This window comes from Streptomyces beigongshangae (genome assembly GCF_019710745.1).
Lineage (GTDB): Bacteria > Actinomycetota > Actinomycetes > Streptomycetales > Streptomycetaceae > Streptomyces > Streptomyces beigongshangae.
In genome coordinates this window covers 1-21,412 of sequence record NZ_JAHKJW010000056.1, presented here as the reverse complement: position 1 = coordinate 21,412, position 21,412 = coordinate 1, and the positions used below count along the sequence as shown (strand labels likewise).

20 protein-coding genes and 1 pseudogene are annotated in these 21,412 nt (G+C 73.5%); 12 read left to right on the top strand and 9 right to left on the bottom strand.

Annotated features, from left to right (window positions below):
• Window positions 1–16: 16 nt before the first annotated feature.
• Window positions 17–1,228 (bottom strand): phytanoyl-CoA dioxygenase family protein, encoded by a 1,212-nt coding sequence (locus tag KM933_RS31385; protein ID WP_221358527.1) that lies wholly within the window; start codon window positions 1,226–1,228, stop codon window positions 17–19.
• Between the two features lie 258 nt (window positions 1,229–1,486).
• Here KM933_RS31385 and KM933_RS31380 point away from each other — a divergent pair, with 258 nt between their 5' ends.
• The 3 genes from KM933_RS31380 to KM933_RS31370 all read left to right on the top strand — a co-directional run bounded on the left by KM933_RS31380 (window position 1,487) and on the right by KM933_RS31370 (window position 5,120).
• Complete coding sequence (locus KM933_RS31380) at window positions 1,487–2,536, top strand: LacI family DNA-binding transcriptional regulator (protein ID WP_221358526.1); 1,050 nt, start codon at window positions 1,487–1,489, stop codon at window positions 2,534–2,536.
• A 182-nt stretch (window positions 2,537–2,718) separates the two neighbouring features.
• Window positions 2,719–3,747: a DUF8017 domain-containing protein gene (locus KM933_RS31375; protein ID WP_221358525.1), complete on the top strand. Its 1,029-nt coding sequence runs from the start codon at window positions 2,719–2,721 to the stop codon at window positions 3,745–3,747.
• 86 nt (window positions 3,748–3,833) lie between these two features.
• The gene (locus KM933_RS31370; RefSeq protein ID WP_308013601.1) at window positions 3,834–5,120 is read left to right on the top strand and encodes an MFS transporter; all 1,287 of its coding nucleotides are present in this window, start codon (window positions 3,834–3,836) and stop codon (window positions 5,118–5,120) included.
• Between the two features lie 98 nt (window positions 5,121–5,218).
• On the opposite strand, the gene KM933_RS31365 is transcribed toward KM933_RS31370, so the two are convergent.
• Window positions 5,219–6,064, bottom strand: coding sequence for a spermidine synthase (locus KM933_RS31365; RefSeq protein WP_221358521.1), 846 nt, complete (start codon window positions 6,062–6,064; stop codon window positions 5,219–5,221).
• Between the two features lie 169 nt (window positions 6,065–6,233).
• Window positions 6,234–7,415, bottom strand: a complete 1,182-nt coding sequence (gene tuf, locus KM933_RS31360; RefSeq protein WP_221358519.1) for an elongation factor Tu — start codon at window positions 7,413–7,415, stop codon at window positions 6,234–6,236.
• A gap of 707 nt (window positions 7,416–8,122) precedes the next feature.
• Here tuf and KM933_RS31355 point away from each other — a divergent pair.
• The gene (locus KM933_RS31355) at window positions 8,123–8,920 is read left to right on the top strand and encodes a TVP38/TMEM64 family protein (protein ID WP_221358517.1); all 798 of its coding nucleotides are present in this window, start codon (window positions 8,123–8,125) and stop codon (window positions 8,918–8,920) included.
• Between the two features lie 130 nt (window positions 8,921–9,050).
• Here the strand turns inward: KM933_RS31355 and KM933_RS31350 are convergent, their stop codons facing one another.
• Window positions 9,051–10,220, bottom strand: coding sequence for a thiolase family protein (locus tag KM933_RS31350; RefSeq protein ID WP_221358516.1), 1,170 nt, complete (start codon window positions 10,218–10,220; stop codon window positions 9,051–9,053).
• 104 nt (window positions 10,221–10,324) lie between these two features.
• Here KM933_RS31350 and KM933_RS31345 point away from each other — a divergent pair, with 104 nt between their 5' ends.
• Window positions 10,325–10,801, top strand: coding sequence for a winged helix-turn-helix transcriptional regulator (locus tag KM933_RS31345; protein WP_430727393.1), 477 nt, complete (start codon window positions 10,325–10,327; stop codon window positions 10,799–10,801).
• A gap of 155 nt (window positions 10,802–10,956) precedes the next feature.
• Here KM933_RS31345 and KM933_RS39845 read toward each other — a convergent pair.
• A pseudogene (locus KM933_RS39845) lies at window positions 10,957–11,115 on the bottom strand (DUF6807 family protein); the annotation flags it as partial.
• Window positions 11,116–11,377: 262 nt separating this feature from the next.
• Here KM933_RS39845 and KM933_RS31335 point away from each other — a divergent pair.
• Together KM933_RS31335 and KM933_RS31330 are read left to right on the top strand one after the other, a co-directional pair.
• The gene (locus KM933_RS31335; RefSeq protein ID WP_221358503.1) at window positions 11,378–12,253 is read left to right on the top strand and encodes an undecaprenyl-diphosphate phosphatase; all 876 of its coding nucleotides are present in this window, start codon (window positions 11,378–11,380) and stop codon (window positions 12,251–12,253) included.
• A 277-nt stretch (window positions 12,254–12,530) separates the two neighbouring features.
• Window positions 12,531–12,710 (top strand): hypothetical protein, encoded by a 180-nt coding sequence (locus KM933_RS31330; RefSeq protein WP_221358501.1) that lies wholly within the window; start codon window positions 12,531–12,533, stop codon window positions 12,708–12,710.
• 143 nt (window positions 12,711–12,853) lie between these two features.
• Here the strand turns inward: KM933_RS31330 and KM933_RS31325 are convergent, their stop codons facing one another.
• Together KM933_RS31325 and KM933_RS31320 are read right to left on the bottom strand one after the other, a co-directional pair.
• Window positions 12,854–13,720 (bottom strand): NmrA family NAD(P)-binding protein, encoded by an 867-nt coding sequence (locus KM933_RS31325; protein ID WP_221358499.1) that lies wholly within the window; start codon window positions 13,718–13,720, stop codon window positions 12,854–12,856.
• Window positions 13,717–14,151, bottom strand: a complete 435-nt coding sequence (locus KM933_RS31320) for a nuclear transport factor 2 family protein (protein ID WP_221358586.1) — start codon at window positions 14,149–14,151, stop codon at window positions 13,717–13,719. The genes KM933_RS31325 and KM933_RS31320 overlap by 4 nt, the downstream gene beginning before the upstream one ends.
• Window positions 14,152–14,326: 175 nt before the next feature.
• On the opposite strand from KM933_RS31320, the gene KM933_RS31315 reads away from it, so the two are divergent.
• The 3 genes from KM933_RS31315 (at window position 14,327) to lnt (ending at window position 17,423) form a co-directional block, all read left to right on the top strand.
• The gene (locus KM933_RS31315; protein ID WP_221358489.1) at window positions 14,327–14,902 is read left to right on the top strand and encodes a TetR/AcrR family transcriptional regulator; all 576 of its coding nucleotides are present in this window, start codon (window positions 14,327–14,329) and stop codon (window positions 14,900–14,902) included.
• A 110-nt stretch (window positions 14,903–15,012) separates the two neighbouring features.
• A complete protein-coding gene (locus KM933_RS31310) occupies window positions 15,013–15,498 on the top strand; it encodes a nuclear transport factor 2 family protein (protein ID WP_221358487.1) in 486 nt (161 codons plus the stop codon).
• 296 nt (window positions 15,499–15,794) lie between these two features.
• Window positions 15,795–17,423: an apolipoprotein N-acyltransferase gene (lnt, locus tag KM933_RS31305; protein WP_221358485.1), complete on the top strand. Its 1,629-nt coding sequence runs from the start codon at window positions 15,795–15,797 to the stop codon at window positions 17,421–17,423.
• Here the strand turns inward: lnt and KM933_RS31300 are convergent.
• Both KM933_RS31300 and KM933_RS31295 read right to left on the bottom strand, forming a co-directional pair.
• Window positions 17,341–18,252, bottom strand: a complete 912-nt coding sequence (locus KM933_RS31300; protein WP_221358483.1) for a Gfo/Idh/MocA family protein — start codon at window positions 18,250–18,252, stop codon at window positions 17,341–17,343. The two genes, lnt and KM933_RS31300, sit on opposite strands and share 83 nt — an antisense overlap.
• Window positions 18,249–19,628: an FAD-dependent monooxygenase gene (locus KM933_RS31295; RefSeq protein WP_221358481.1), complete on the bottom strand. Its 1,380-nt coding sequence runs from the start codon at window positions 19,626–19,628 to the stop codon at window positions 18,249–18,251. The genes KM933_RS31300 and KM933_RS31295 overlap by 4 nt, the downstream gene beginning before the upstream one ends.
• A gap of 83 nt (window positions 19,629–19,711) precedes the next feature.
• Between KM933_RS31295 and KM933_RS31290 the strand changes: the two genes are divergently transcribed.
• On the top strand, window positions 19,712–20,347 hold the full coding sequence (locus KM933_RS31290; RefSeq protein WP_221358471.1) for a TetR/AcrR family transcriptional regulator: 636 nt from the start codon (window positions 19,712–19,714) through the stop codon (window positions 20,345–20,347).
• 159 nt (window positions 20,348–20,506) lie between these two features.
• Window positions 20,507–21,016, top strand: a complete 510-nt coding sequence (locus tag KM933_RS31285) for a DinB family protein (RefSeq protein ID WP_221358469.1) — start codon at window positions 20,507–20,509, stop codon at window positions 21,014–21,016.
• Window positions 21,017–21,412 lie beyond the last annotated feature (396 nt).

Genomic DNA, 21,412 nt, shown 5'->3' with positions numbered 1-21,412 from the left:
CGGCGGGTCGGCCCAGTCAGCTCTCGCGGCGTCCGGCGGCGGCCCGCAGCGCGTCCCGCAGTCGGTCCGGAACCCACTCCTCGCGCAGGGCCCGGCGCAGGAGGTCCGCCTGGGACGGCGGGGCCAGTCCTTCGACGGGCGGGTCGGAGTCCAGGTTGGTCGGAAAGGGGTAGCCCTCCGCACAGGACGCGACGACCCGGTCCAGCCACTCCTGGTCCGCGCCCGCCGCCCTGCGCCGGAGCAGTACGGGGTAGACGGCGTTCGACAGGGCCTCGCGGTCCACGGTCTCCATGGCCCGGCCGAAGGCCGAGGACACCTGCAGCAGGTTGGCCATGCGGCGGATGTCCGCCGACCTGTTGTGCCCGGCGGCGTGGAAGAGGGCGGGGTTGAAGAACGCCGCGTCCCCGGCCGCCAGCGGCAGTTGCACGTGGTGCGCCTCGAAGTGTGCCCGGAACTCCGGCAGCCGCCAGGCCAGGTAGCCGGGCTCGTACTTCTGCGAGTGCGGCAGGTACATCGTGGGGCCGGACTCGACGGGCATGTCGCAGTGCGCGACCGCGCCCTGCAGCGTCAGGGCCGGCGAGAGCCGGTGGACGTGCGCGGGGTACGCGGCGGCGGCCTCGTTGCTCAGGAAGCCCAGGTGGTAGTCGCGGTGCACGGTCTGCGCGGCGCCGCCCGGGTTCACCACGTTGATCTGCGAGGTGACCTGGTAGCCGGGGCCCAGCCAGGCGTGCGAGACCAGGGCCAGGAGGTCGTTGGCGTAGTAGTCGGCGAACGCCTCCGGGTCCAGCAGGGCCGCCTTCTCCAGCGCGTTCCAGACCCGGTCGTTGGCGCCCGGCCTGGCGAAGTGGTCGCCCGCGGTGGCACCGGAGGCGCGCTGCCCGGCGATCAGGGCCTCGAAGGCCCCGCTCGCCCGGTCCAGGACGTCCCGGTCGGGGAAGGCGCCCCGGAACACCACGATGCCGGGTCCCTCGGCGAGCGCCCGGACCAGCTCCGTCCGCACGTCGTGGAGGCCCCCGGGCGTACGGATCGCGGCGCGCAGGCCCTCGCCGTCGTATAGCAGCACGTTCCGCTCGACCGCGGCGGCGTACGGGTAGTCCGCGGCGTCGGTGCTCCGTTCCACCAGTTCGCGGAAGGCGCCGAGGTCGCAGTCGTCGGCGGACAGCCAGGCGCGGGCTCCCGGACCGTCCGCGGCCGGCCGCGTGCGGGGTCCTGACAGGGTGCGGGACATCCTCGTCCTTCCGGGGTCGTCCTCCGCGCGGTCCCGGCGGACCGCCCGGCCCGCGTGGCCGCGGGCCGGNCCCGGACCGTCCGCGGCCGGCCGCGTGCGGGGTCCTGACAGGGTGCGGGACATCCTCGTCCTTCCGGGGTCGTCCTCCGCGCGGTCCGCGGCGACGCGGCGACGCGTTGATGTCATTCTTGTGACGCCGCACCCCTCAGGCAATCGTCAGCGAGCCGTCAAAAACCCCTCAAGAGCAGGAGCCGATCCATGGGCCACCCGTACGCGATCAGGGAGATAGCCCGTCAGGCGGGTCTCAGCGAGGCGACCGTGGACCGGGTCCTGAACGGGCGGGGAGGGGTCCGCGAGAGCACGGCCCGGTCGGTGCGCCAGGCCGTCACGGACCTGGACCGGCAGCGGACGCAGGTGCGGCTCACCGGCCGCACCTTCATGACCGACGTCGTCATGCAGACGCCGGAGCGATTCTCCACGGCTGTGCGCACGGCCCTGGAGGCCGAACTGCCGTCGCTGCACCCGGCGGTGCTGCGCTGCCGGTTCCACTTCCGGGAGACGGGCGCGCCGGACGAGCTGATCGCGACGCTGGACCGGATAGCCCGGCGCGGCTCCCAGGGGGTGATCCTCAAGGCGCCGGACGTGCCCGGGGTGACGGCGGCCGTCGGCAGACTGGTGACCGCGGGCATCCCGGTGGTGACCCTGGTGACGGACCTGCCCGCCAGCGGCCGGCTCGCCTACGTCGGCATAGACAACCGGGCGGCGGGCGCCACCGCCGGGTACCTGATGGGCCAGTGGCTGGGCGACCGCCCGGGCCGTGTCCTCACCACCGTCAGCCGCGGCTTCTTCCGCGGCGAGGAGGAGCGCGAGATGGGCTTCCGGGCCACGATGCGCACGCTGCGCCCGGCCCGGCGCCTGGTCGAGGTCACCGACAGCGACGGCCTGGACGCCACCCAGTACGACCTGGTGCTCGACGCGCTGCGGCAGGACCCCGCCATCCGGGCCGTCTACTCGATGGGCGGCGGCAACAACGCCACGCTGGACGCCTTCGACGCCCTCGGGCGGCCGTGCGACGTCTTCGTCGCGCACGACCTCGACCACGACAACGCCCGGCTGCTGCGCGCCGGGCGCCTGTCCGCCGTGCTCCACCACGACCTGCGCCAGGACATGCGCACGGCCTGCCGGGCCGTCATGCGGGCCCACGGCGCCCTGCCCCCGGACCCGGCGCCCTCGCTCCCCTCGGCGATCCAGGTCGTCACGCCGTACAACATGCCTCCGGAGCCGCCCCTGCCCGACGGCCGGGGATGACGGCCGCCCCGACGGCCGGGGGCGGCGGGCCGGGGTGGACGGTCGGGGGCGAATGGTCGCGGGCGGACGGAATCCTCGGTACCGGTACGTCCGCGTTCGGGCACATCTGCTCCCGGTCCGGTACGTACCCGACGAGGGGCAGTGACCCGATCGTGTCCGAAACGGCACTAGGGTTACGGGCCATGTGGCCAGGAAACCAGCCGCCCGGGGGCGAGCAGAACCCGCAGGACCCGAACCAGAACCCGTACCAGCAGCCGGGGTACCAGCAGCCGAATCCGTACCAGCAGCCGGGCTGGCAGCAGACCGGACCCCAGCCGCAGGGCCCGCCCACCCAGCCGATGCAGCCCGGCTGGAGCGCGCCCGGCGCGCCGCAGCCCCCGTCGGGCGGCGGCGGCAACCGGACGAAGCTCGTCGCGATCGTGGCGGCGACGGCCGTGGTCGTCGCGGCCGGTGTCACGGGCCTGCTGGTGCTGGGCGGCGACAAGGACGACGAGGCCGACGGCGGCAAGGACGACAGGGCGAAGCGGACGCCGTCGGCGAGCGCGCCCGAGGACCCGGGCGCGTCCGCGTCCGCCGGGGAGGACGACCCGCGCGGCACGGACAGCGAGAAGCCGACGATCGCGGGCTGGAAGGTCGTCATCAACCCCCGTTTCGGCACGATGTTCGACGTGCCCGCCGAGTGGGAGATCGAGAGCACCGACACGAGCGTCGGGTTCGAGTGGGAGGAGAAGGGCAAGACCGACCGCACCACGGTCACCGCCCCCGCCTACCTCAAGTCCAAGTGGTGCACCAGCGACAGCGACAAGGACGGCCGCGAGGAGGACACCGCGCTGGCCACCGCCGGGACGCGCGGCGAGAACGGCGCGAAGGACGCGGCCGAGGCGGCCGAGACCCGCGTGCCGTGGTGGATCTTCGGTGGGTACACCCAGCCCGACAAGAAGAGCATAAAGTTCGGCAAGGCCAAGCCCTACACGACGAAGTCGGGCCTGGAGGGCAGCGTCGCCGAGGCGTACTCCAGCAACACGCCGCAGAACAAGAAGTGCGACAGCGAGGGCAAGGCCATCACCTTCGGGTTCAAGAACGGCGCGGGCGATTTCGTCACCTGGAACCTGTACGGCGCCAAGGGTGTCGGCGACGAGATCCCCGAGGCGACGGTCCAGAGGATCCTCAGCACCGTGCGCCTCACCAAGGACGCGCCGACGGAGGGCTAGCCTCCCCGGCCTCCCTGGCCACCCCGCCGGGAAAGGGGCCGGCAACCCGTTTGGCAAGTCGGCCCACCGGCGGGGATAGTCGCCGGGTGAACGCCGCCGACTCCCCCTCCCGACCGCGCCGTCCCTCCTGGGCGGGCCGCAACTACACCTTGCTGACCGCCGCCGCGGTCGTGACGAACCTGGGCAGCCAGGGCGCGTTGATCGCGGCGGCGTTCGCCGTCCTGGACGAGGGCGGCGACGGCGGTGACGTGGGTCTGGTGGCGGCGGCCCGCACCCTGCCCCTCGTGCTCTTCCTGCTGATCGGCGGCGCGGTCGCGGACCGGCTGCCCCGGCACCGCGTGATGGTCGCGGCCAACACCCTCAACTGCGTCTCGCAGGCGGCCTTCGCGGCACTCGTGCTCGCCGGTGAGCCGCAGCTCTGGCAGATGATGCTCCTCACCGCCCTGGGCGGCACCGGCCAGGCGTTCTTCAACCCCGCGGCCGAGGGCATGCTGCTCTCCTCCGTCAGCGGCGAGCAGGCCGGCCGCGCCTTCGCGATGTTCCGCCTCGCCATGCACGGGGCGGGGCTCGGCGGCGCGGCGCTCGGCGGTGCCATGGTCGCCGTGGCCGGGCCGGGCTGGGTGCTCGCGGTGGACGCGCTGGCCTTCGCGGTCGCGGGCGGTCTGCGCGCCTTCCTCGACGTCGGCCACATACCGCCCCGGGTGCCGGGCACCGGCCTGCTCGCCGATCTGCGCGAGGGCTGGCGGGAGGTCGTGGGACGGCCCTGGCTGTGGGCGGTCGTCGCCCAGTTCTCGGTCGTGGTCGCCGTCGTCGGCGCGGCCGAGGCGGTGTACGGCCCCCTGGTCGCCCGGGACAGTCTCGGCGGCGCGGGCCCGTGGGGCCTGGCGCTCGCCGCGTTCGGCGCGGGCACCGTCGGGGGCGCGCTGCTGATGATGCGCTGGAAACCCCGGCGGCTGCTCCTCGCCGGGACGCTCTGCGTGTTCCCGCTCGCCCTGCCGTCCGCCGCGCTCGCCGTCCCGGTCCCGGTGGGCGCCCTGTGCGCGGTGATGTTCGTCACCGGCGTCGCCATCGAGGTCTTCGGCGTCTCCTGGATGACCGCGCTGCACCAGGAGATACCGGAGGACAAGCTCTCCCGGGTCTCGGCGTACGACTGGTTCGGCTCGATCGCGATGGTCCCGCTCGCCACCGCCCTCGCGGGCCCCGCGGAGTCCGTCTTCGGGCGTACGGAGTCTTTGTGGGGCTGCGCGGTCCTGGTGGTCGTGGTGACGGCGGCGGTGCTGTTCGTGCCGGACGTCCGGAACCTGACCCGGCGCACGAAGGAGGTGGCGCAGGGGGCGCCCGCGAAGGGCACACCGGCGCACTTCGAAAGCTGACCCGACCGGACGGGACGGGATCGAACCGGACGGGATTGAACCGGATTGGATTGGATTGGATCAGACCGGACCGGACCGGATTGGACCGGTCCCGGCCTTCAGCCGATGCCGAACGCCCCGTCCGGCGGCTGCGGCGACGGCACCGCGTCCTCGTCGCGTACGGGTCCGGCGTCCCCGATGAGGGCCCGCAGCGGGTCCCCGTGCTCGACCCTCGCCGGAAAGGCGTCGGAGGCCGTACGGCGCGTCAGCGTGGCGAGGTCCAGCGGCCGGTGCGAGGCGAGGAGGACCACGTTCCCGAAGCGGCGGCCGCGCAGCACGCCCGGCTCGGCGATCAGCGCGAGCTCCTCGAACGCGGTGGCGAACGTGGCGAGCTGGGAACGCAGGAAGGCGAAGGGCGAGGCGTCGGCGAGGTTGGCCAGGTACACGCCGTCGCCCCGGAGCACGCGCGCGGCCTGACGCGCGTACTCCTGCGAGGTCAGGTGCGCGGGCACCCGGGAGCCGCCGAACACGTCGGCGACCAGGACGTCGGCCGAGGCGGCGGGGGCGGCTTCGAGCCAGGCGCGGGCGTCCGCGCCGTGCAGGGCGATGCCCGCGTCCCCGGGAACGGGCAGCCGCTCGGCGACGAGGTCCAGCAGTGCGCCGTCGGCCTCGACCACGTCCTGCCGGGAGCCGGGCCGGGTCGCGGCGAGGTAGCGGGGCAGCGTGAGCGCGCCGCCGCCGAGGTGCAGCGCGTCCAGCGGGCGCCCCGGTGGCGCGACCGAGTCGAGGACGTGGCCGAGCCGGCGCGCGTACTCGAACTCCAGGTGCGTCGGCTCGTCCAGGTCGACGTAGGACTGCGGCGCCCCGTCGACCGTCAGCAGCCAGGCCCGGCTGCGGTCGACGTCCGGCATCAGTTTGGCGGTCCCGTGGTCCACGGTCCTGGTCACGGGTATCGGCTCGTCCACGGGTCCATTGTGCCCGGGGCCGCCGCGCCCGGTTCCGCCGCAGCCGGTCCGGGGAGGGGGCGGCCACGCGGGCGCCCGCCTCCCGTACGGGACGGAAGGCGGACACCCACCCGGCGACACCGATCCGGCCGGCGCCGATCCGGCCGGCGCCGCTTCAGCCGACGGCGCCTCAGCCGACGGCGGTCACCGTGCCGGCGCCGACCGTGCGGCCGCCCTCACGGATCGCGAAGCCCAGTCCCGGCTCCAGCGGTACCTCGCGCCCGAGTTCGACCGTCATGGTGACGGTCTCACCGGGCCGCGCGACCGCGCGGTCACCGAGGTCGACGTCGCCGACCACGTCCGCGGTGCGGAGGTGGAACTGCGGCCGGTAGCCGGTGGACACCGGCGTCGTCCGTCCGCCCTCGCGCGCCGACAGCACATGGACCCGCGCGGAGAAACGGCGGGCGGGGACGACGCTGCCGGGCGCCGCGACCACGTGCCCGCGGCGCACGGCGTCGCGCGGGACGCCGCGCAGCAGCAGCGCCACGCTGTCACCGGCCTGCGCCTCGTCCATGGGCTTGCCGAACGTCTCCAGTCCGGTGACCACCGTCTCCACGGCGGTACCCGTCACTTCGACACGGTCGCCCACCCTGATCGTGCCGCGTTCGACCGCGCCCGTGACGACCGTGCCGCGGCCGGTGACGGTGAGCACGTTCTCCACCGGCAGCAGGAACGGCGCGTCCACGTACCGCTCGGGCATGGGCACGTACGTGTCCACCGCGTCGAGCAGCGCGCCGATCGCCTCGGTCCACCGGGGGTCGCCCTCCAGCGCCCTGAGCCCGGAGACCCGTACGACCGGTACGGAGTCGCCCCCGTAGCCGTGCGCGGTCAGCAGTTCGCGGACCTCCAGCTCGACGAGGTCGGTGAGCACGGTGTCCTCGCCGTCGTCGACGGCGTCCGCCTTGTTCAGGGCGACGACGATGTGGTCGACGCCCACCTGCCGGGCGAGCAGCACGTGCTCGGCGGTCTGCGGCATGATCCCGTCGGGTGCGGAGACCACCAGGATCGCCCCGTCGAGCTGGGCCGCGCCCGTGACCATGTTCTTGACGTAGTCGGCGTGGCCGGGCATGTCCACGTGGGCGTAGTGCCGGGTGTCGGTCTCGTACTCGACGTGCGCGATGTCGATGGTGATGCCGCGCGCGGCCTCCTCCGGCGCCCGGTCGATCCGGTCGAACGGTACGAAGGTGGCGGAGCCGCGCTCGGCGAGGACCTTGGTGATGGCGGCGGTCAGGGTGGTCTTGCCGTGGTCGACATGGCCCATGGTGCCGATGTTCAGATGCGGTTTGGTGCGCACGTAAGCCTTCTTGGGCATGGCTGTACCTCGAAGCCTCTTCGGTTTCAGCGGAGCTGAGTGAAGGTCCCGGCGCCGGACGGCCGGGACGGGGACCCCGAGGACCCGCCGACCCTCCCCCTGCGGGGTCCGCCGGACGATCCGGGAAGGGTCAGCTTCGGGCGCCTGCGGCGGCCATGGGCTTGAGGACGGTGGCCCTCGGGACGGCAGCCTTCGCGGCGTCCGCGACTGCGGGCGCTGCGAAAGGGAAGGCGTACCGGACCATGGGGCGATCATCGCCGACGGGTCCGCCCACGTCGAATGGTTTTCGGGGCCGTGGGGAGGAGAGACGCCTCACACGCCGGCGCGGGTGACCGTCGGCGAAGTGGCGGCGAAACGCTGCCGCTCGCGCCCCGACGACCGCCGGCGGCACAGCACCGCGGCCGTGCGGTCCGCTTCGCCGGGCCGCGGCGCCCCCGGCGTCCCCCGGCGGGTCGTACGGGCGAGCGCGCGGTGATCACACGAGGTCAAAGCCGGAAGAGGGGCGATTGCCCCGCAGGTGGGCGCGGGCCTTCGCGGCCCGTTCCGGACCCGTCGCGACGGCGCGGGTGACGACCGGCCGCGGCGGCGCGGTGTCCGCGGGAACGCTGCACGGCGGCCCCGAAGACGCCTCCGACGTTCCGGAAGCTGTGACGCCCGTGAGACGAACCATACGGCGCTCACACACACGGGTCGGTTAGTGTCACCGGATGCTCGATGCCACCACCCGCTCTGGGGGCACCGCCACGGTCACTCCCCCGCTCCCCGCCACGGAACTCGTCCCCGCCGAGTTCGCCGCCGAGTTCGCAACCGAGTTCTCCACCCCGCCGGCCGGCCTGGCCGGCCGCTGCACGAGAGTCCTGCTCTCCCCGTGGTCCCGGCTTTCGCTGCTGGTGGCACTACTGCTGTCGGCCGCCGCGACGGTGCTGTTGTTCGAGCCGCAGAGACTGCTGTCCGACGGCTGGCCGCCCCAGCTGAACGGTGCCGCGGCGGCCGTGGTCTTCGCTGTCGCGTACGGGCTGTGCACGGTCGCGTTCGTGCCCCGGCCTCTCCTGAACCTCGCGGCGGGCGCCCTCTTCGGCTGGCAGCTGGGACTGGGGGCCGCGCTCGCCGGTACGGTCCTCGGGGCCGGGACCGCCTTCGGGCTCGGCCGGATGCTCGGGCAGGACGCGCTGCGGCCCCTGCTGCGGGGCCGCTGGCTGAAGGCCGCCGACGGGCAGCTCAGCCGGCACGGCTTCCGCTCGATGATGGCCGCGCGCCTCTTCCCCGGGGTGCCGTTCTGCGCCGCGAACTACTGCGCGTCCGTGTCCCGGATGGGCTGGTTCCCCTTCCTCCTCGCCACCGGCCTGGGTTCGATCCCCAACACCGCCGCGTACGCCGTCGCGGGCGCCCGCGCCTCGGCCCCGACCTCCCCGGCCTTCCTGATCGCGATGGCCTTCATCGCCCTCCCGGCACTGGCCGGCGCGGCGGTCGCCTGGCGCAAACGCCACCACATCCGCTCCCGCTGAGGCGGACACGGCGGGGCACGGCCCTGCTTTTCAGGGGCGCGGGGAACCGCGCGCTCAGCCCTCACCGGGCCGCCGCACCCGGCATACCTCCGAGCCCGCAGCCCGCGACCCCGCAGCATGCGACCCGTGGCTACACCCTTTCCAGCACCATCGCGTTGGCCAGGCCGCCCGCCTCGCACATCGTCTGGAGCGCGTACCGGGCCCCACGGGTCCGCATCGCGTGGACGAGCGTGGTCGTCAACCGTGCCCCGCTCGCACCGAGCGGATGCCCGATCGCGATCGCGCCGCCGTGGACGTTGACCTTGGCGAGGTCGGCACCCGTCTCCCGCTGCCAGGCGAGGACGACGCTGGAGAACGCCTCGTTGACCTCGAACAGGTCGATGTCGCCGAGGGCCAGCGAGGCCCTGCGCAGCACCTTCTCGGTGGCGGGCACGACACCGGTGAGCATCAGCAGCGGATCGGACCCGGTGACGGCGAAGCTGTGCAGCCGGGCCAGCGGCCGCAGGCCGAGCCGGGCCGCGGTCTCGCCCGACGTGATGAGCACGGCGGCGGCACCGTCGTTCACGGGGCTCGCGTTGCCCGCGGTGACGTTCCACCCGATCTGCGGGAAGCGCTCGCCGAAGTCCGCGTCGTAGTAGGCGGACTTCAGCCCGGCCAGGACCTCCGTGCTGCTGCCGGGCCGCACGCACTCGTCGCGCGTCACCCCGTCGAGGGGCGCGACCTCGGCGGCGAAGAGCCCGCTCTCCCACGCCTCCGCGGCCCTGCGGTGCGACTCCACCGCGAAGGCGTCCATCCGCTCACGGGGGATCGACCACTCGGCCGCGATCAGCTCGGCGCTGATGCCCTGCGGGACCAGCCCTTCGGGGTACCGCCCGGCCACCCCGGGCCCGAAGGGGTCCTTGCCCTCCGGCACGTTCGACCACATCGGCACCCGGCTCATCGACTCCACTCCGCAGGCCACGACCAGGTCGTACGCCCCCGAGACGACGCCCTGCGCCGCGAAGTGCACGGCCTGCTGGGAGGACCCGCACTGGCGGTCCACCGTCGTCGCGGGCACCGACTCGGGGAAGCCCGCGGACAGGACGGCGAACCGGGTGGTGTTCATGGCCTGCTCGCCGACCTGGTCGACGGTGCCGCCGATCACGTCGTCGATGAGCGCGGGGTCGACACCGGAGCGCTCGACGAGCGTGCGGAGGGTGTGGGCGAGGAGTTCCACGGGATGGACGTGGGCGAGCGAACCGTTCGGTTTGCCCTTGCCGACCGGGGTGCGTACGGCTTCGACGATGACTGCGTCACGCATGTCTGGCCCCTCGGAGTCAGTGGGTTTGATTTTCCAACTCGCTAAGTGACTCCACAGTAGCCGAGTGGGTTGGAAGAACCAACCCACCCCGTAGAATGCGCCGCATGAAGGAAGCCCGCCCTTGTTCGATCGCCAACACGCTCGCCCTCGTCGGCGAGAAGTACTCGCTGCTCGTGCTGCGCGAGGTGTCCCTGGGCGCCACGCGGTTCGACCAGCTGGCGCGCAACACCGGCGCACCGCGCGACGTACTGACCACCCGGCTGAAGCGGCTCGTCGAGGCGGGCCTGCTGAGGAAGGTCGCCTACAGCGAGAGGCCACCGCGCTTCGAGTACCGGCCCACCCGGGCGGGCCTGGAACTGGAGCCGGTACTGCTCACGCTCATGGCGTGGGGCGACCGCCATCTCACCGGCGACGACCGCCCCATGGTGCTCGAACACGCGGGCGGCGACGGGTCCCTCGGCGGCCACGAACTGGTCCCGGTCGTCACCTGCGCGGAGTGCGGCGAGGAGGTCCGCCACGACGACCTGACGCCCCACCCCCTGGCTCCGGGGTGGACGGTCACGGGTCCCGCGACGGCATGAGCCGCGACGGCCTCCGCGCGACCACGACGGATCACATGACGGCACAGGTCACATGACGGCACGGATCACATGACGGCACGGATCACACGACGGCACAGGTCACATGACGGACCGTCCGGCGGCGGACCGGGCGGCGGCGGACCGGGCGGCACTCGCCACGGGTGCTCCGCCAGGTACGCGGCGATCCCCTCGCACTCCCAGGCACCGTCGGCGACGACGACGCGGTGGCGGCGGGTGAGCGCGTCGCCGGGCGCGAGTTCCAGTTCGCCGAAGAAGGCGAAGGACGGCGCGAGGGCCGCGAAGGGCTCGTTGCGGGGTGACCGAGGTCGTCCAGGTCGGCGCCCACGAGCCGGACGCCGGGTCCACGTCATGCACCTCGATGCGGCGCTCGAACACGGAACACGGAACAACCCGCCGCACCCGCTGCACCCCGCACAAGGGAGGCCCTGTCGTCGCACGGTCACCCGGGGGCGCTACGCTGCCCCGGGCGCGCCTGATCACCGCGGACGACAACGCGGCACGTACGCCTGTCCATTCGCTCCGCTCCCGCCATCAGCACTTGGATCACGAAACTTCATGTCTTGGTTTGAATCCCTCATCCTCGGACTCGTCCAGGGGCTGACCGAGTTCCTGCCCGTCTCCTCCAGCGCGCACCTGCGGCTGACCGCCGCGTTCGCGAAATGGGAGGACCCGGGAGCGGCCTTCACGGCGATCACCCAGATCGGCACGGAGGCAGCGGTGCTGATCTATTTCCGCAAGGACATCGCGCGGATCGTCTCGGCATGGTTCCGCTCCCTCACGAACAAGGCGATGCGACAGGACCACGACGCCCAGATGGGCTGGCTCGTGATCGTCGGCTCGATTCCGATCGGCGTGCTCGGCGTCACGCTGAAGGACCAGATCGAGGGGCCCTTCCGCGATCTGCGCATCACCGCGACCACGCTGATCGTGATGGGCATCGTCCTGGGCGTGGCGGACCGGCTCGCGGCCCGTGACGAGACGGGCGGGAAGCACAGGGCCGCCCGGGAGCGCAAGACGCTCCGGGACCTCAGCGTGAAGGACGGCCTGATCTACGGCCTCTGCCAGGCGATGGCCCTCGTCCCCGGTGTGTCGCGCTCCGGCGCCACCATCAGCGGCGGTCTTCTGATGGGGTACACGCGTGAGGCCGCCGCCCGCTACTCGTTCCTGCTCGCCATTCCGGCGGTGCTCGCCTCCGGCGCCTTCGAACTGAAGGACGCGAGCGAGGGTGGCCATGTCACCTGGGGCCCCACGATCTTCGCCACGATCGTCGCGTTCCTGGTGGGCTACGCGGTCATCGCCTGGTTCATGAAGTTCATCACGACCAAGAGCTTCATGCCGTTCGTCTACTACCGCATCGCACTCGGCATCCTGATCATCGTGCTGGTCAGCATGGGTGCGCTGAGCCCGCACGCGGCGGAGTCGTCGGGCTGACGCCCGCACCGCGCCGGGCGGTTGCCGGCATGACGAGACCGCCCGCCGGATTCCCCCGCGGCGGGCGGCCCGTGCCCGGTGTCCGGGGAGGAGAAGCGGTCGCCTCCTCCGTGCCCGGACAGGCACGACGGTAGCGGCCGCGCCCTTCGCGGGCATCCGAATAAAACGACGGCTTCCGGCCCTTCGGCCCCCGCGGGCCCGGGGCGTGACCAACCGCATACGGCACGGGCGGTCATCCGGTGGCGGGCCGTCAGTCCTTGGCCCTACGCTGATGCGCATGTCCCCCGATCACCTGACTCCTGGTTCCGTGCGGTCCGCAACCGCACTGAATGAGCAGATCCGAGCGTTATGGATCCGCGCGGGCGGTTTCCTCTCGGCGCAGGACCGTGCCGCGTACGAACTGCTGCTCGTGGAGTGGGCCGCGGCGGTACGCGACGAGATCGTCGAAGCGGCCTGAACTCCGGAGCACGCGGGCCCCGCTGCGGCGCCCCGCCCCCAGCCCGGTCCTCCCTCCTCCCCGTCCCGGTCCGGCCCCCGGCCCGGTCCGCCCCCGGCAGACCTTCAGCGGGGGCCTTCCGGTCGGCCGCCCGCAGGTGACCGTCACGTCACCCGCGCCGGCCCCGGCGTCCGCGTCACATGGTCCCGGAAGGTGCGCGGCGGGCGTCCCGTGAGACGCCGGACCGTGTCGGTGGTGCGGTCCTCGGCCCCCTCCCCGTTCGCGCGGTCCATACCGGCGAGCATGGCGGCGTACTCGACCGGCATCGAGGCCGCCAGACGGTCCCGCATCTCCTCGTACGTCAGCGACCGGTGGACGACCGCGCGCCCGGTCACCTCGGTCAGCACGGCCGCGACGTCCGCGTGGCTCAGCGCCTGCGGACCGGTGACGACCAGGTCGGTGCCGGGAGCCCGGACGTCGGTCAGCGCGTGCACGGCGACGGCCGCGATGTCGTCGGCGTCGACGAAGGCCACCCGCCCTTCTCCCGCCGCGGTCATGATCACCCCCTCCTCCCGGATGCTCCGGGCGTGCATGTGGTCGCCGGTGAAGTTCTGCATGAACCACGAGGGCCGCAGCACCGCCCACTCGTCGAACAGTCCGGGCAGGGCCCGGTGCACCTGCCCGACCGCCGGCCCTCCCGCGGGGACCGCGGAGGAGCTGAGCAGTACGGCCCGGCGCAGTCCCGCGGCACGGGCCTGCTCCAGGAAGGGCAGCATGACGTCGGCCGGCGACGCGGAGTCCACGGGCGCGACGAGGTAGGCGCGGTCCGCGCCGTCGAGGGCCGCCGCGTACGTCGCAGGGTCGTACCAGTCGAAACGGACGGCCTCCGCACCGCCGACGGGGACGGCACGGCGGCTCGCGGCCCTGACCCGGTGCCCCCGGGCGGTGAGGCGCGGGACCACACGGCTGCCGGTCGTGCCCGTGGCCCCGAGGACGAGGGCGACTCCGGTCCCGGCCCCGGCCCCGGTCATCGGTCGCCCCGCGTGAAGTCGGCTGCGCCGCCCCGGGGGACGGCGAGCGGGTTCCAGTAGTCGCGGTAGTGCGTGATGCGGCCGTCGGCCACGGTCACCACGGCGATGTAGGTCATGTCGAACGGCGCCCCGGTCTGCACCAGCCGCCCCACACCACGCATCTCCACCACGATCGTCCCGGCCTCGCCGGTCTCGTGGATCCTCAGGTCCGGGAAGTCCCGCAGGTCGATGTGGTCGGGGTAGTGGCGCATGTACTCGGAGACGGCCGCCCTCCCCTCCAGTCGCTTCGGCCACCCGTCGGGCGCGAAGGGGAATTCGAGGACGCCGTGGTCGTCCCACAGGGCGACCCAGGCGGGGATGTCCTTGTCGAGCAGCAGCCGCAGTCCATGGCGGAACAGGTCCGCCGGTCGCGGGGCGGTGGCCGGGGGCATGGCGGTGGTCATGGATCTCCTCGGATACGATACGGACCCGCGGTCCGCTTGATTCAACAATACGGACCGACGGTCCGCTTATGCAACCCGCGCCACCTTCGACCGCCCGCGCCCCGCACCCCGCACCCCGCACCCCGCACCCCGCACCCCGCACCCCGCACCCGGAAGGAACCACGTGTCAGAGCGCAAGCCCCGTGCCGACGCCGTACGCAACCGGGAAGCCGTCCTCGCCGCCGCCGACCGGCTCTTCGCCCGCAGCGACAGTCCCGAGCACGTGACCATGGCCGACATCGCGGCCGAGGCGGGAGTCGGCAAGGGCACGCTCTTCCGTGGCTTCGGAGACCGCACCCGGCTGATCCAGGCGCTCTTCGAGACCCGGCTGGAGCCGATCCGCCGGGCCGTCACGGAAGGCCCGTACCCCCTCGGGCCCGGCACTCCGCCGGAAGAGCGCGCTCCGGCTCTCCTCGATGCCCTCCTGTGCTTCAAGCTCGACCACCGGCACCTCTCGCTGGCGCTGGAGGAGACGGGGACGGGCAGTCCCTACGGCGCGGGGCACTACGACTGGTGGCACACCACGCTCCGGGGCGTCCTGGAGGAACTTCCCGGCTTCGGCGGAAGCGGCTTCGCCGCCCACGCGCTGCTCGCCGCGGTCCGCGCCGACCTCATCGACCACCTGGTCGACAGCCGGGGCACATCGCGCGAGCGGCTGCGGGCGGAACTGGCCGCGTTCACCGCGAAGGTCCTGTCCTGAGTCACCCGTCGTCACCCGTCGTCACCCGTCCGGGCGTCCGTACCGCGCGACCGGTGAATCCCACCGCACGCCCCCTTGGCGCGGTCGGCCGCGTGGCCAACACTGAGCCGATGACGCAGCGCGCGGAACTGGCGACGGTGAGGGACCGGCTCGCGGTCGACGAGGTGGTCACCGAGTACGCGGTGGCGGTCGACGACGGGGACTGGGAGGCGTACCGACGGCTGTTCGTGCCGGACGGGCGGGCCGACTACCGGTCCGCGGGCGGTATCGAAGGGGACGCCGGTGAGATCGCGGGCTGGCTCTCGCGGACCATGGCCCTGTTCCCGATGCGGCAGCATCTGATCGTCAACCGGCGCGTGCGCTTCGGCGCGGCGGAGCAGGGCAGGAACGACACGGCCCGGGTCCAGGCCGACTACGTCAACCCGATGCGCTTCGCGGGACACGACGGCGGTTCCACCGAACCCGACTTCGTGTGCGGCGGCCGGTACGGCTTCGGGCTGCTGCGCACCGACGACGGCTGGCTGCTGAGCGAGGTGGTCGTGCACGAGAAGTGGCGCCGGGACGCACAGCGGCACCGGGAACCCGCCGCCCCCTGAACGACCCCGTCGTTTGTTCACTTCGTACATACGTGCAGGGCCGGGTCGTTACGATGACGGTGGTGGGGTCGGCTCCGGCATCCGTGCCCGGCGGCGCCGTGATCTCCACGGCGGTGAACGGCCTCGCCGCCCTCCCGGTCGTCCTGCGGCCCGCGTCCGCCTGAGGCTTCGGCTGCCGCCGGGTCATTTCGCCGGGAGTTCCCATACGGGTCCTGCCGGAAGTTCTCGTCCGGGTCCTCCCGGGGTACGCACACTGGAGTCACGCACCGTGTTCCGGGGGCCCAGGGAGGCGCTGGATGAACCTGTCCGCCACTGAGTGGCGCCGGCGTCCTGGCTCTCCGTGGTGGCGGGGCGCGGCGGCCGCGCTCGCCGGTGCGCTGCCGATGCCGAGTTTTCCCGCGCCGTCCCTGTGGTGGTTCGCGTACGTCGCGCTGGTGCCGTGGATCCTGCTCGTGCGGTCGGCTCCGACGGGGCGGCGGGCCGCGTACGACGGCTGGCTCGGCGGGCTCGGCTTCATGCTGGCCGTGCACCACTGGCTGCTGCCGAGCCTGCACGTCTTCACCGTGGTCATAGCCGCGCTGCTGGGCGCGCTCTGGGCCCCGTGGGGCTGGCTGGTGCACCGGTTCCTGGCCGGTGTGCCCTCGCCCGGCCGGGTGGCCGCCGCCCTGTTCGTCCTGCCCTCCGGCTGGCTGGCGGTCGAACTCGTACGCTCCTGGGAGGGGCTGGGCGGCCCCTGGGGGGTGCTGGGGTCCAGTCAGTGGGACGTGGAGCCCGCGCTGCGGCTCGCCTCGGTCGGCGGGGTGTGGCTGCTCAGTTTCCTGCTCGTCGGCGTGAACGTCGCGGTCGCCGTCCTCGTCGCGCTACGGCCGTCCCGGGTCCCCGTGCTCCCCGGCCTTCCTGGGCTCGCCGCGCTCCCTGCGCTCGCCGCGCTCGCCGCGACGGTCGCGGTCACCTCGGCGGTCTGGGTCTGGTCGCCCCGCCCGCAGGAAGCCGGCCTGGCCCGGATCGCCGTGGTGCAGCCCGGTGTGATCGGCGGCGCCGACGGCCCCGAGAAGCGGTTCGCGCGCGAGGAGGCGCTCACCCGGGAGCTGGCCGGCCAGGACGTCGACCTCGTCGTGTGGGGAGAGAGCAGTGTCGGGTTCGACCTCGCCGGCCGCCCCGATCTGGCGCGGCGGCTCGCCGCGCTCTCCCGCACGGTCGACGCCGACATCATGGTCAACGTCGACGCGCGCCGCTCGGACGTGCCGGGCATATACAAGAGTTCCGTGCCGGTGGGCCCGCGGGGCCCGACCGGCGACCGCTACGACAAGATGCGGCTCGTGCCGTTCGGCGAGTACGTCCCGGCCCGTTCCCTCCTCGGCTGGGCCACCTCCGTGGGCAAGGCGGCGGGCGAGGACCGCAGGCGCGGCACCGGACAGGTCGTGATGGATGTCGGCGGCGGGCTGCGGGTGGGCCCGATGGTCTGCTTCGAGTCGGCGTTCCCCGACATCGGCCGGCATCTCGCGCGGGACGGCGCCGAGATCCTGCTCGCGCAGTCGTCGACCTCCTCGTTCCAGGACAGCTGGGCCCCCGCGCAGCACGCGTCGCTCGCGGCGCTGCGGGCCGCCGAGACGGGCCGGCCCATGGTCCACGCGACGCTCACCGGCGTCTCGGCGGTCCACGGTCCGGAGGGCGAGCGCGTCGGCTCCCGGCTCGGCACCGACGCGAGCACGTCCGCGGTGTACGAGGTGCCGCTGGCGCGCGGTGTCACCCCTTACGCGTGGTTCGGCGAGTGGCCCCTCCGCCTGGCCCTGCTGGTCCTGGCCGCTTCCGGCGCCGCCGAGGGCGTACGGTCGCTGCGGCTCAGGCGGAGCGCTCCCGCTCCGTCACCGCGCGCACCACGCGCTCGCACAGCTCATGGGTCGCCAGCGCGTCCCGGGCGCTGAGGACCTTGCCCGCGCGCACGGCGTCGAGGAAGGCGAGCACGGCCTGCTCGATACCGCGCTGGCGGGCCACCGGCACCCAGTCGCCGCGCCGCCGTACCGTCGGCTGCCCCTTGTGGTCGACGACCTCGGCGAGGTTGACCACCTGACGCTTGGTGTCCTGCCCGGACACCTCCAGGATCTCCTCGGCGGAACCGCTCAGCCGGTTCATCACACCGAGCGCGGTGAACCCGTCGCCGGCCAGTTGCAGCACGACGTGGTGCAGCAGCCCGTCCTCGGCGCGGGCGCGCACGGTCACGTCGTCGACCGGCCCCGGCACCAGGAACCGCAGGGTGTCCACGACGTGGATGAAGTCGTCGAGGATCATCGTGCGGGGCTCTTCCGGCAGGCCGACGCGGTTCTTCTGCATCAGGATCAGCTCACGCGGGTGCTCGACGCACTGCGCGTACCCGGGTGCGTACCTCCGGTTGAACCCGACGGCCAGGCCGGTGTTCCGCTCCTCCGCGAGCCGTACCAGGCGTTCCGACTCGGCGAGTTCGTACGCGATCGGCTTGTCGACATAGGTGGGGACACCCGCTTCGAGCAGCCGGCCCACGATCTCGGGGTGCGCGTGCGTGGGCGCGTGCACGAACGCCGCGTCGAGGTCCTGCGCGAGCAGCGCCGAGAGGTCCGTGTGCCGCCGTCCGGCCGGTACGTGCAGGCTGTCGGCGACCCGGGTCAGGGTCGCGGGTGTGCGCGTGTGCAGATGCAGTTCGAGTCCCGGGCGGGTGGCGAGCACCGGCAGGTATGCCTTCAGCGCGATGTCGCCGAGTCCGATGCAGCCGACCTTCACGGGGATCTCCTCCGGGGGACACGGATCTGAGGTGGGGTTGGGCGGGGTGAGGCGGGGTGGCACGGGACGGTCCGGGGCACGCGTACGCCCGTCCCGTCGGAAGCACCCGTGCCGTCGGAAGCATACGGCGACCGCGGGGGCCGCCAGTCGGCGATGGTGTCGAAGCTCCGCAGGAAGAGGGCGGGTCCGGCCTTGGAGAGCACGGTGAGCGCGGCGTCGCGCAGCACGGTCCCCGGCCGGCTGCGCATCATGTTGACCCGTGCGATCCCGACGGCCTTGCGGGTGATCGCGGTCGTACGGGGCCTGCGTGCCGCGGTGTACGCGGCGAGGCCCGCGCCCAGCCGGTCCCCTCCCGCACGGTTCCCCGTACTCGCGCCGGCCGTAATCGCGTCGACCGTGCGCGGAGCGGCCGTACTCGGGTCGACCGTGCGCGGGTCGACGTGGTGGGCGAGCACGATCGCGTCCTCCACGGCCTGGTTGCCGCCCTGTCCCAGCGTCGGCGGCATGGCGTGCGCGGCGTCGCCGAGCAGGGCGACGCGGCCGGCGTGGAAGGCGGGCAGCGGTTCCGCGAGGTGGTGGACGTCGTGGCGCAGGACGTCCCCGGGGCGCGTGGCGGCCAGCACGGCCGGGACCGGGTCGTGCCAGTCGCCGAAGAGCCGTACGAGCTCGGCGCGTTCGTCGTCGGCCGCCCTCCCTCCGGCGGGTACGCGGGCGGCGGCGTACGCGTACACCCGGCCGTCCTCCATCGGGTGCGTGCCCCAGATACGGCCCCGCCCCCAGGTCTCGTGCGAGGCGAAGTCCACGCCGGGCAGCGGGACGACGACCCGCCAGGCGGTGAAGCCGGAGTAGACCGGTCCCGGATGCCGCGGGAACAGCGCGCGGCGCACCGCGGAGTGGATGCCGTCCGCGCCGACGACCAGCTCGGCCTCCAGCTCGCCGCCGGAGGTGCTCACCCGCGCGGGGCGGTCGGCGTCCCCGGGATCCGCCAGGGCCGCCGCGGACGTCGTACGCACGACCCCCTCGGGCAGTTGCGCGGCCAGGCAGGCGATGAGGGTGGCGCGGTGCAGGAGGACGAGCGGACCGCCGAAGCGCCCGGCCACCGCGGCGGCGTCGCTCCGCGACAGCCAGCGGCCGCCGGGAGCGCGCAGTCCGCCGTCGCCCTGCCACGCGGCGAGGGCGCGGATCTCGTCGCCGAGCCCGATGACGTCGAGTGCGCGCAGTGCGTTGGGCGCGAGCGAGATGCCCGCGCCGACCGGTTCCAGGGACCGGGCCCGCTCCAGGACCGTGACCCGCCAGCCGCGCCGGTGCAGTGCAACCGCCGCGGTGAGACCTCCGATGCCGCCGCCCACGACCACCGCGCGTGGTGCCTGTGTCATGACCCCTCCAGCGCTCACTACATCTGTAGTATCGATCGCGTCGACCGTACTACAGATGTAGTGCGAGCGGTAGGCTGGCCCTCATGGCCGTACGCAACACTTCCGTGAACAGCGCTCCCGCCGGCAGCGCTCCTGGGGGCGGCACCGGCGCGACCCGTGCCGAACTCGTCGCCGACGCCGCCCTGGGCCTGCTCGCCGAGCGCGGTATGCGCGGGCTCACCCACCGGGCCGTCGACGCGGCGGCCGGGCTGCCCGCGGGGTCCACGTCCAACCTCGCGCGGACCAGGCTGGCACTGCTGGAAGCCGCGGTGCGGCGCCTCGCGGAGCGCGAGGCGCGGGTGCTCGGCCTCGGCGAACCGCCGGATCCGCGGGGCGGGCCCGACTCCTTGGCGGAGGGCCTGGCACGGGCGGTGCACCGTTCGCTGACCGGCAACCGCGAGCTGCTGATCGCCCGTTACGAGCTGGCACTGGAGGCGACCCGCCGTCCGGAGCTGCGGGAGTTCTTCGACGCCACGGGCCGGCAGTTCCGGGACGCGCTGACCGGGCTGCTGACGGCGGCGGGCTCACCGGACCCGGCCCGGCACGTCCTGTCGCTGGCGGCCTGGGCGGACGGGCTGATGTTCTCGTGCGCCGCGGGCGCCTACCACGCGGACGTGCCGTCCCTGGACGACGTACGGACCGGACTGCGGGAGTTGCTGGGCGCGATGCTGCCCGCCTGACCTGCCGGACGGGCGCACGGGCGCACGGACGGACGGGCGCACGCACGGTCGCACGCACGGACGGACGGACGGTGGGCGGGGCGTGGTCGTGGGCCGGGCCCGGTGCTGCGGCACGAAAAGCTCTGGTCAGAGATTTCGGTCGTCCGCGACGATGCGGTCATGACGACGGAACGCACAACACCCGGGACGGACGCCGGTGAACGCGCCATGCTGGAGGGCTGGCTGGACTTCCACCGGAACACCCTCGTCCGGAAGTGCGAGGGCCTGGACGACGCGCAACTCAGGACCGCGTCGGCGGCGCCCTCCGAGCTGTCCCTCCTCGGCCTCGTCCGGCACATGGCCGACGTGGAACGCAACTGGTTCCGCAGGATCCTCCTGGACGACGGCTCCGACCCGATCTACTACAGCGACGAGGACCGGGACGGTGAGTTCCACCTCACCGAGGCGGACACCTGGGAGGAGGCGTACGCCACCTGGCGGGGCGAGGTCGCGATCGCCCGCGACAACGCCGCACGCCTGGGCCCGGACGACCTGTCCGAGGGCTCGGGCAGGGACGGCAGACCCTTCAGCCTGCGGTGGATCTACATCCACATGATCGAGGAGTACGCGCGCCACAACGGTCATGCGGACCTGATCCGTGAGCGCCTCGACGGGGCGACGGGTGTCTGAGACGGCACCGGCCGTCCGGTGTTCACCCGTGCGGGGCACACTCCGCCCGTCGGCCCTTCCCGTGGTGTCCGACCCAGCAGAGTTGACCGGGTGCATCGAACCGCGACCACCGCAACGCTCCTGGTCACCGTGGCCGTCTCAGCCGTCTCGGCCGTCTCGGGCTGTGTGACCGTCCAACGGCCGCCCTCGTCCGGGCTGCCGTCCCCACCGCACCCGGCGCCCGAACCGCGCCCGGACGGCAGGGCGGAGCCGCGGGTCGTGCAGGCCCCGGCCCGTGAGGCACTGGAGCGCACCGGCCCGTCCCGGCGTCCTCCGGCAGCCGCACCCGTGCCCGCACCCCCACCCGTCCGCACTGCCCCGGCCGGCCCCGCCGCGGTCCCGGCGCCACCGTCGCCG

What these genes read in the sequence shown, in the direction of transcription:
- KM933_RS31335 (WP_221358503.1), top strand. Translation starts at nt 11,378, where the DNA reads ATGTCTTGGTTTGAATCCCTCATCCTCGGACTCGTCCAGGGGCTGACC.
- KM933_RS31290 (WP_221358471.1), top strand. Translation starts at nt 19,712, where the DNA reads ATGGCCGTACGCAACACTTCCGTGAACAGCGCTCCCGCCGGCAGCGCT.
- KM933_RS31330 (WP_221358501.1), top strand. Translation starts at nt 12,531, where the DNA reads ATGTCCCCCGATCACCTGACTCCTGGTTCCGTGCGGTCCGCAACCGCA.
- KM933_RS31345 (WP_430727393.1), top strand. Translation starts at nt 10,325, where the DNA reads ATGAAGGAAGCCCGCCCTTGTTCGATCGCCAACACGCTCGCCCTCGTC.
- KM933_RS31385 (WP_221358527.1), bottom strand. Translation starts at nt 1,228, where the DNA reads ATGTCCCGCACCCTGTCAGGACCCCGCACGCGGCCGGCCGCGGACGGT.
- KM933_RS31355 (WP_221358517.1), top strand. Translation starts at nt 8,123, where the DNA reads ATGCTCGATGCCACCACCCGCTCTGGGGGCACCGCCACGGTCACTCCC.
- lnt (WP_221358485.1), top strand. Translation starts at nt 15,795, where the DNA reads ATGAACCTGTCCGCCACTGAGTGGCGCCGGCGTCCTGGCTCTCCGTGG.
- KM933_RS31285 (WP_221358469.1), top strand. Translation starts at nt 20,507, where the DNA reads ATGACGACGGAACGCACAACACCCGGGACGGACGCCGGTGAACGCGCC.
- KM933_RS31295 (WP_221358481.1), bottom strand. Translation starts at nt 19,628, where the DNA reads ATGACACAGGCACCACGCGCGGTGGTCGTGGGCGGCGGCATCGGAGGT.
- KM933_RS31325 (WP_221358499.1), bottom strand. Translation starts at nt 13,720, where the DNA reads ATGACCGGGGCCGGGGCCGGGACCGGAGTCGCCCTCGTCCTCGGGGCC.
- KM933_RS31375 (WP_221358525.1), top strand. Translation starts at nt 2,719, where the DNA reads ATGTGGCCAGGAAACCAGCCGCCCGGGGGCGAGCAGAACCCGCAGGAC.
- KM933_RS31310 (WP_221358487.1), top strand. Translation starts at nt 15,013, where the DNA reads ATGACGCAGCGCGCGGAACTGGCGACGGTGAGGGACCGGCTCGCGGTC.
- tuf (WP_221358519.1), bottom strand. Translation starts at nt 7,415, where the DNA reads ATGCCCAAGAAGGCTTACGTGCGCACCAAACCGCATCTGAACATCGGC.
- KM933_RS31350 (WP_221358516.1), bottom strand. Translation starts at nt 10,220, where the DNA reads ATGCGTGACGCAGTCATCGTCGAAGCCGTACGCACCCCGGTCGGCAAG.
- KM933_RS31320 (WP_221358586.1), bottom strand. Translation starts at nt 14,151, where the DNA reads ATGCCCCCGGCCACCGCCCCGCGACCGGCGGACCTGTTCCGCCATGGA.
- KM933_RS31380 (WP_221358526.1), top strand. Translation starts at nt 1,487, where the DNA reads ATGGGCCACCCGTACGCGATCAGGGAGATAGCCCGTCAGGCGGGTCTC.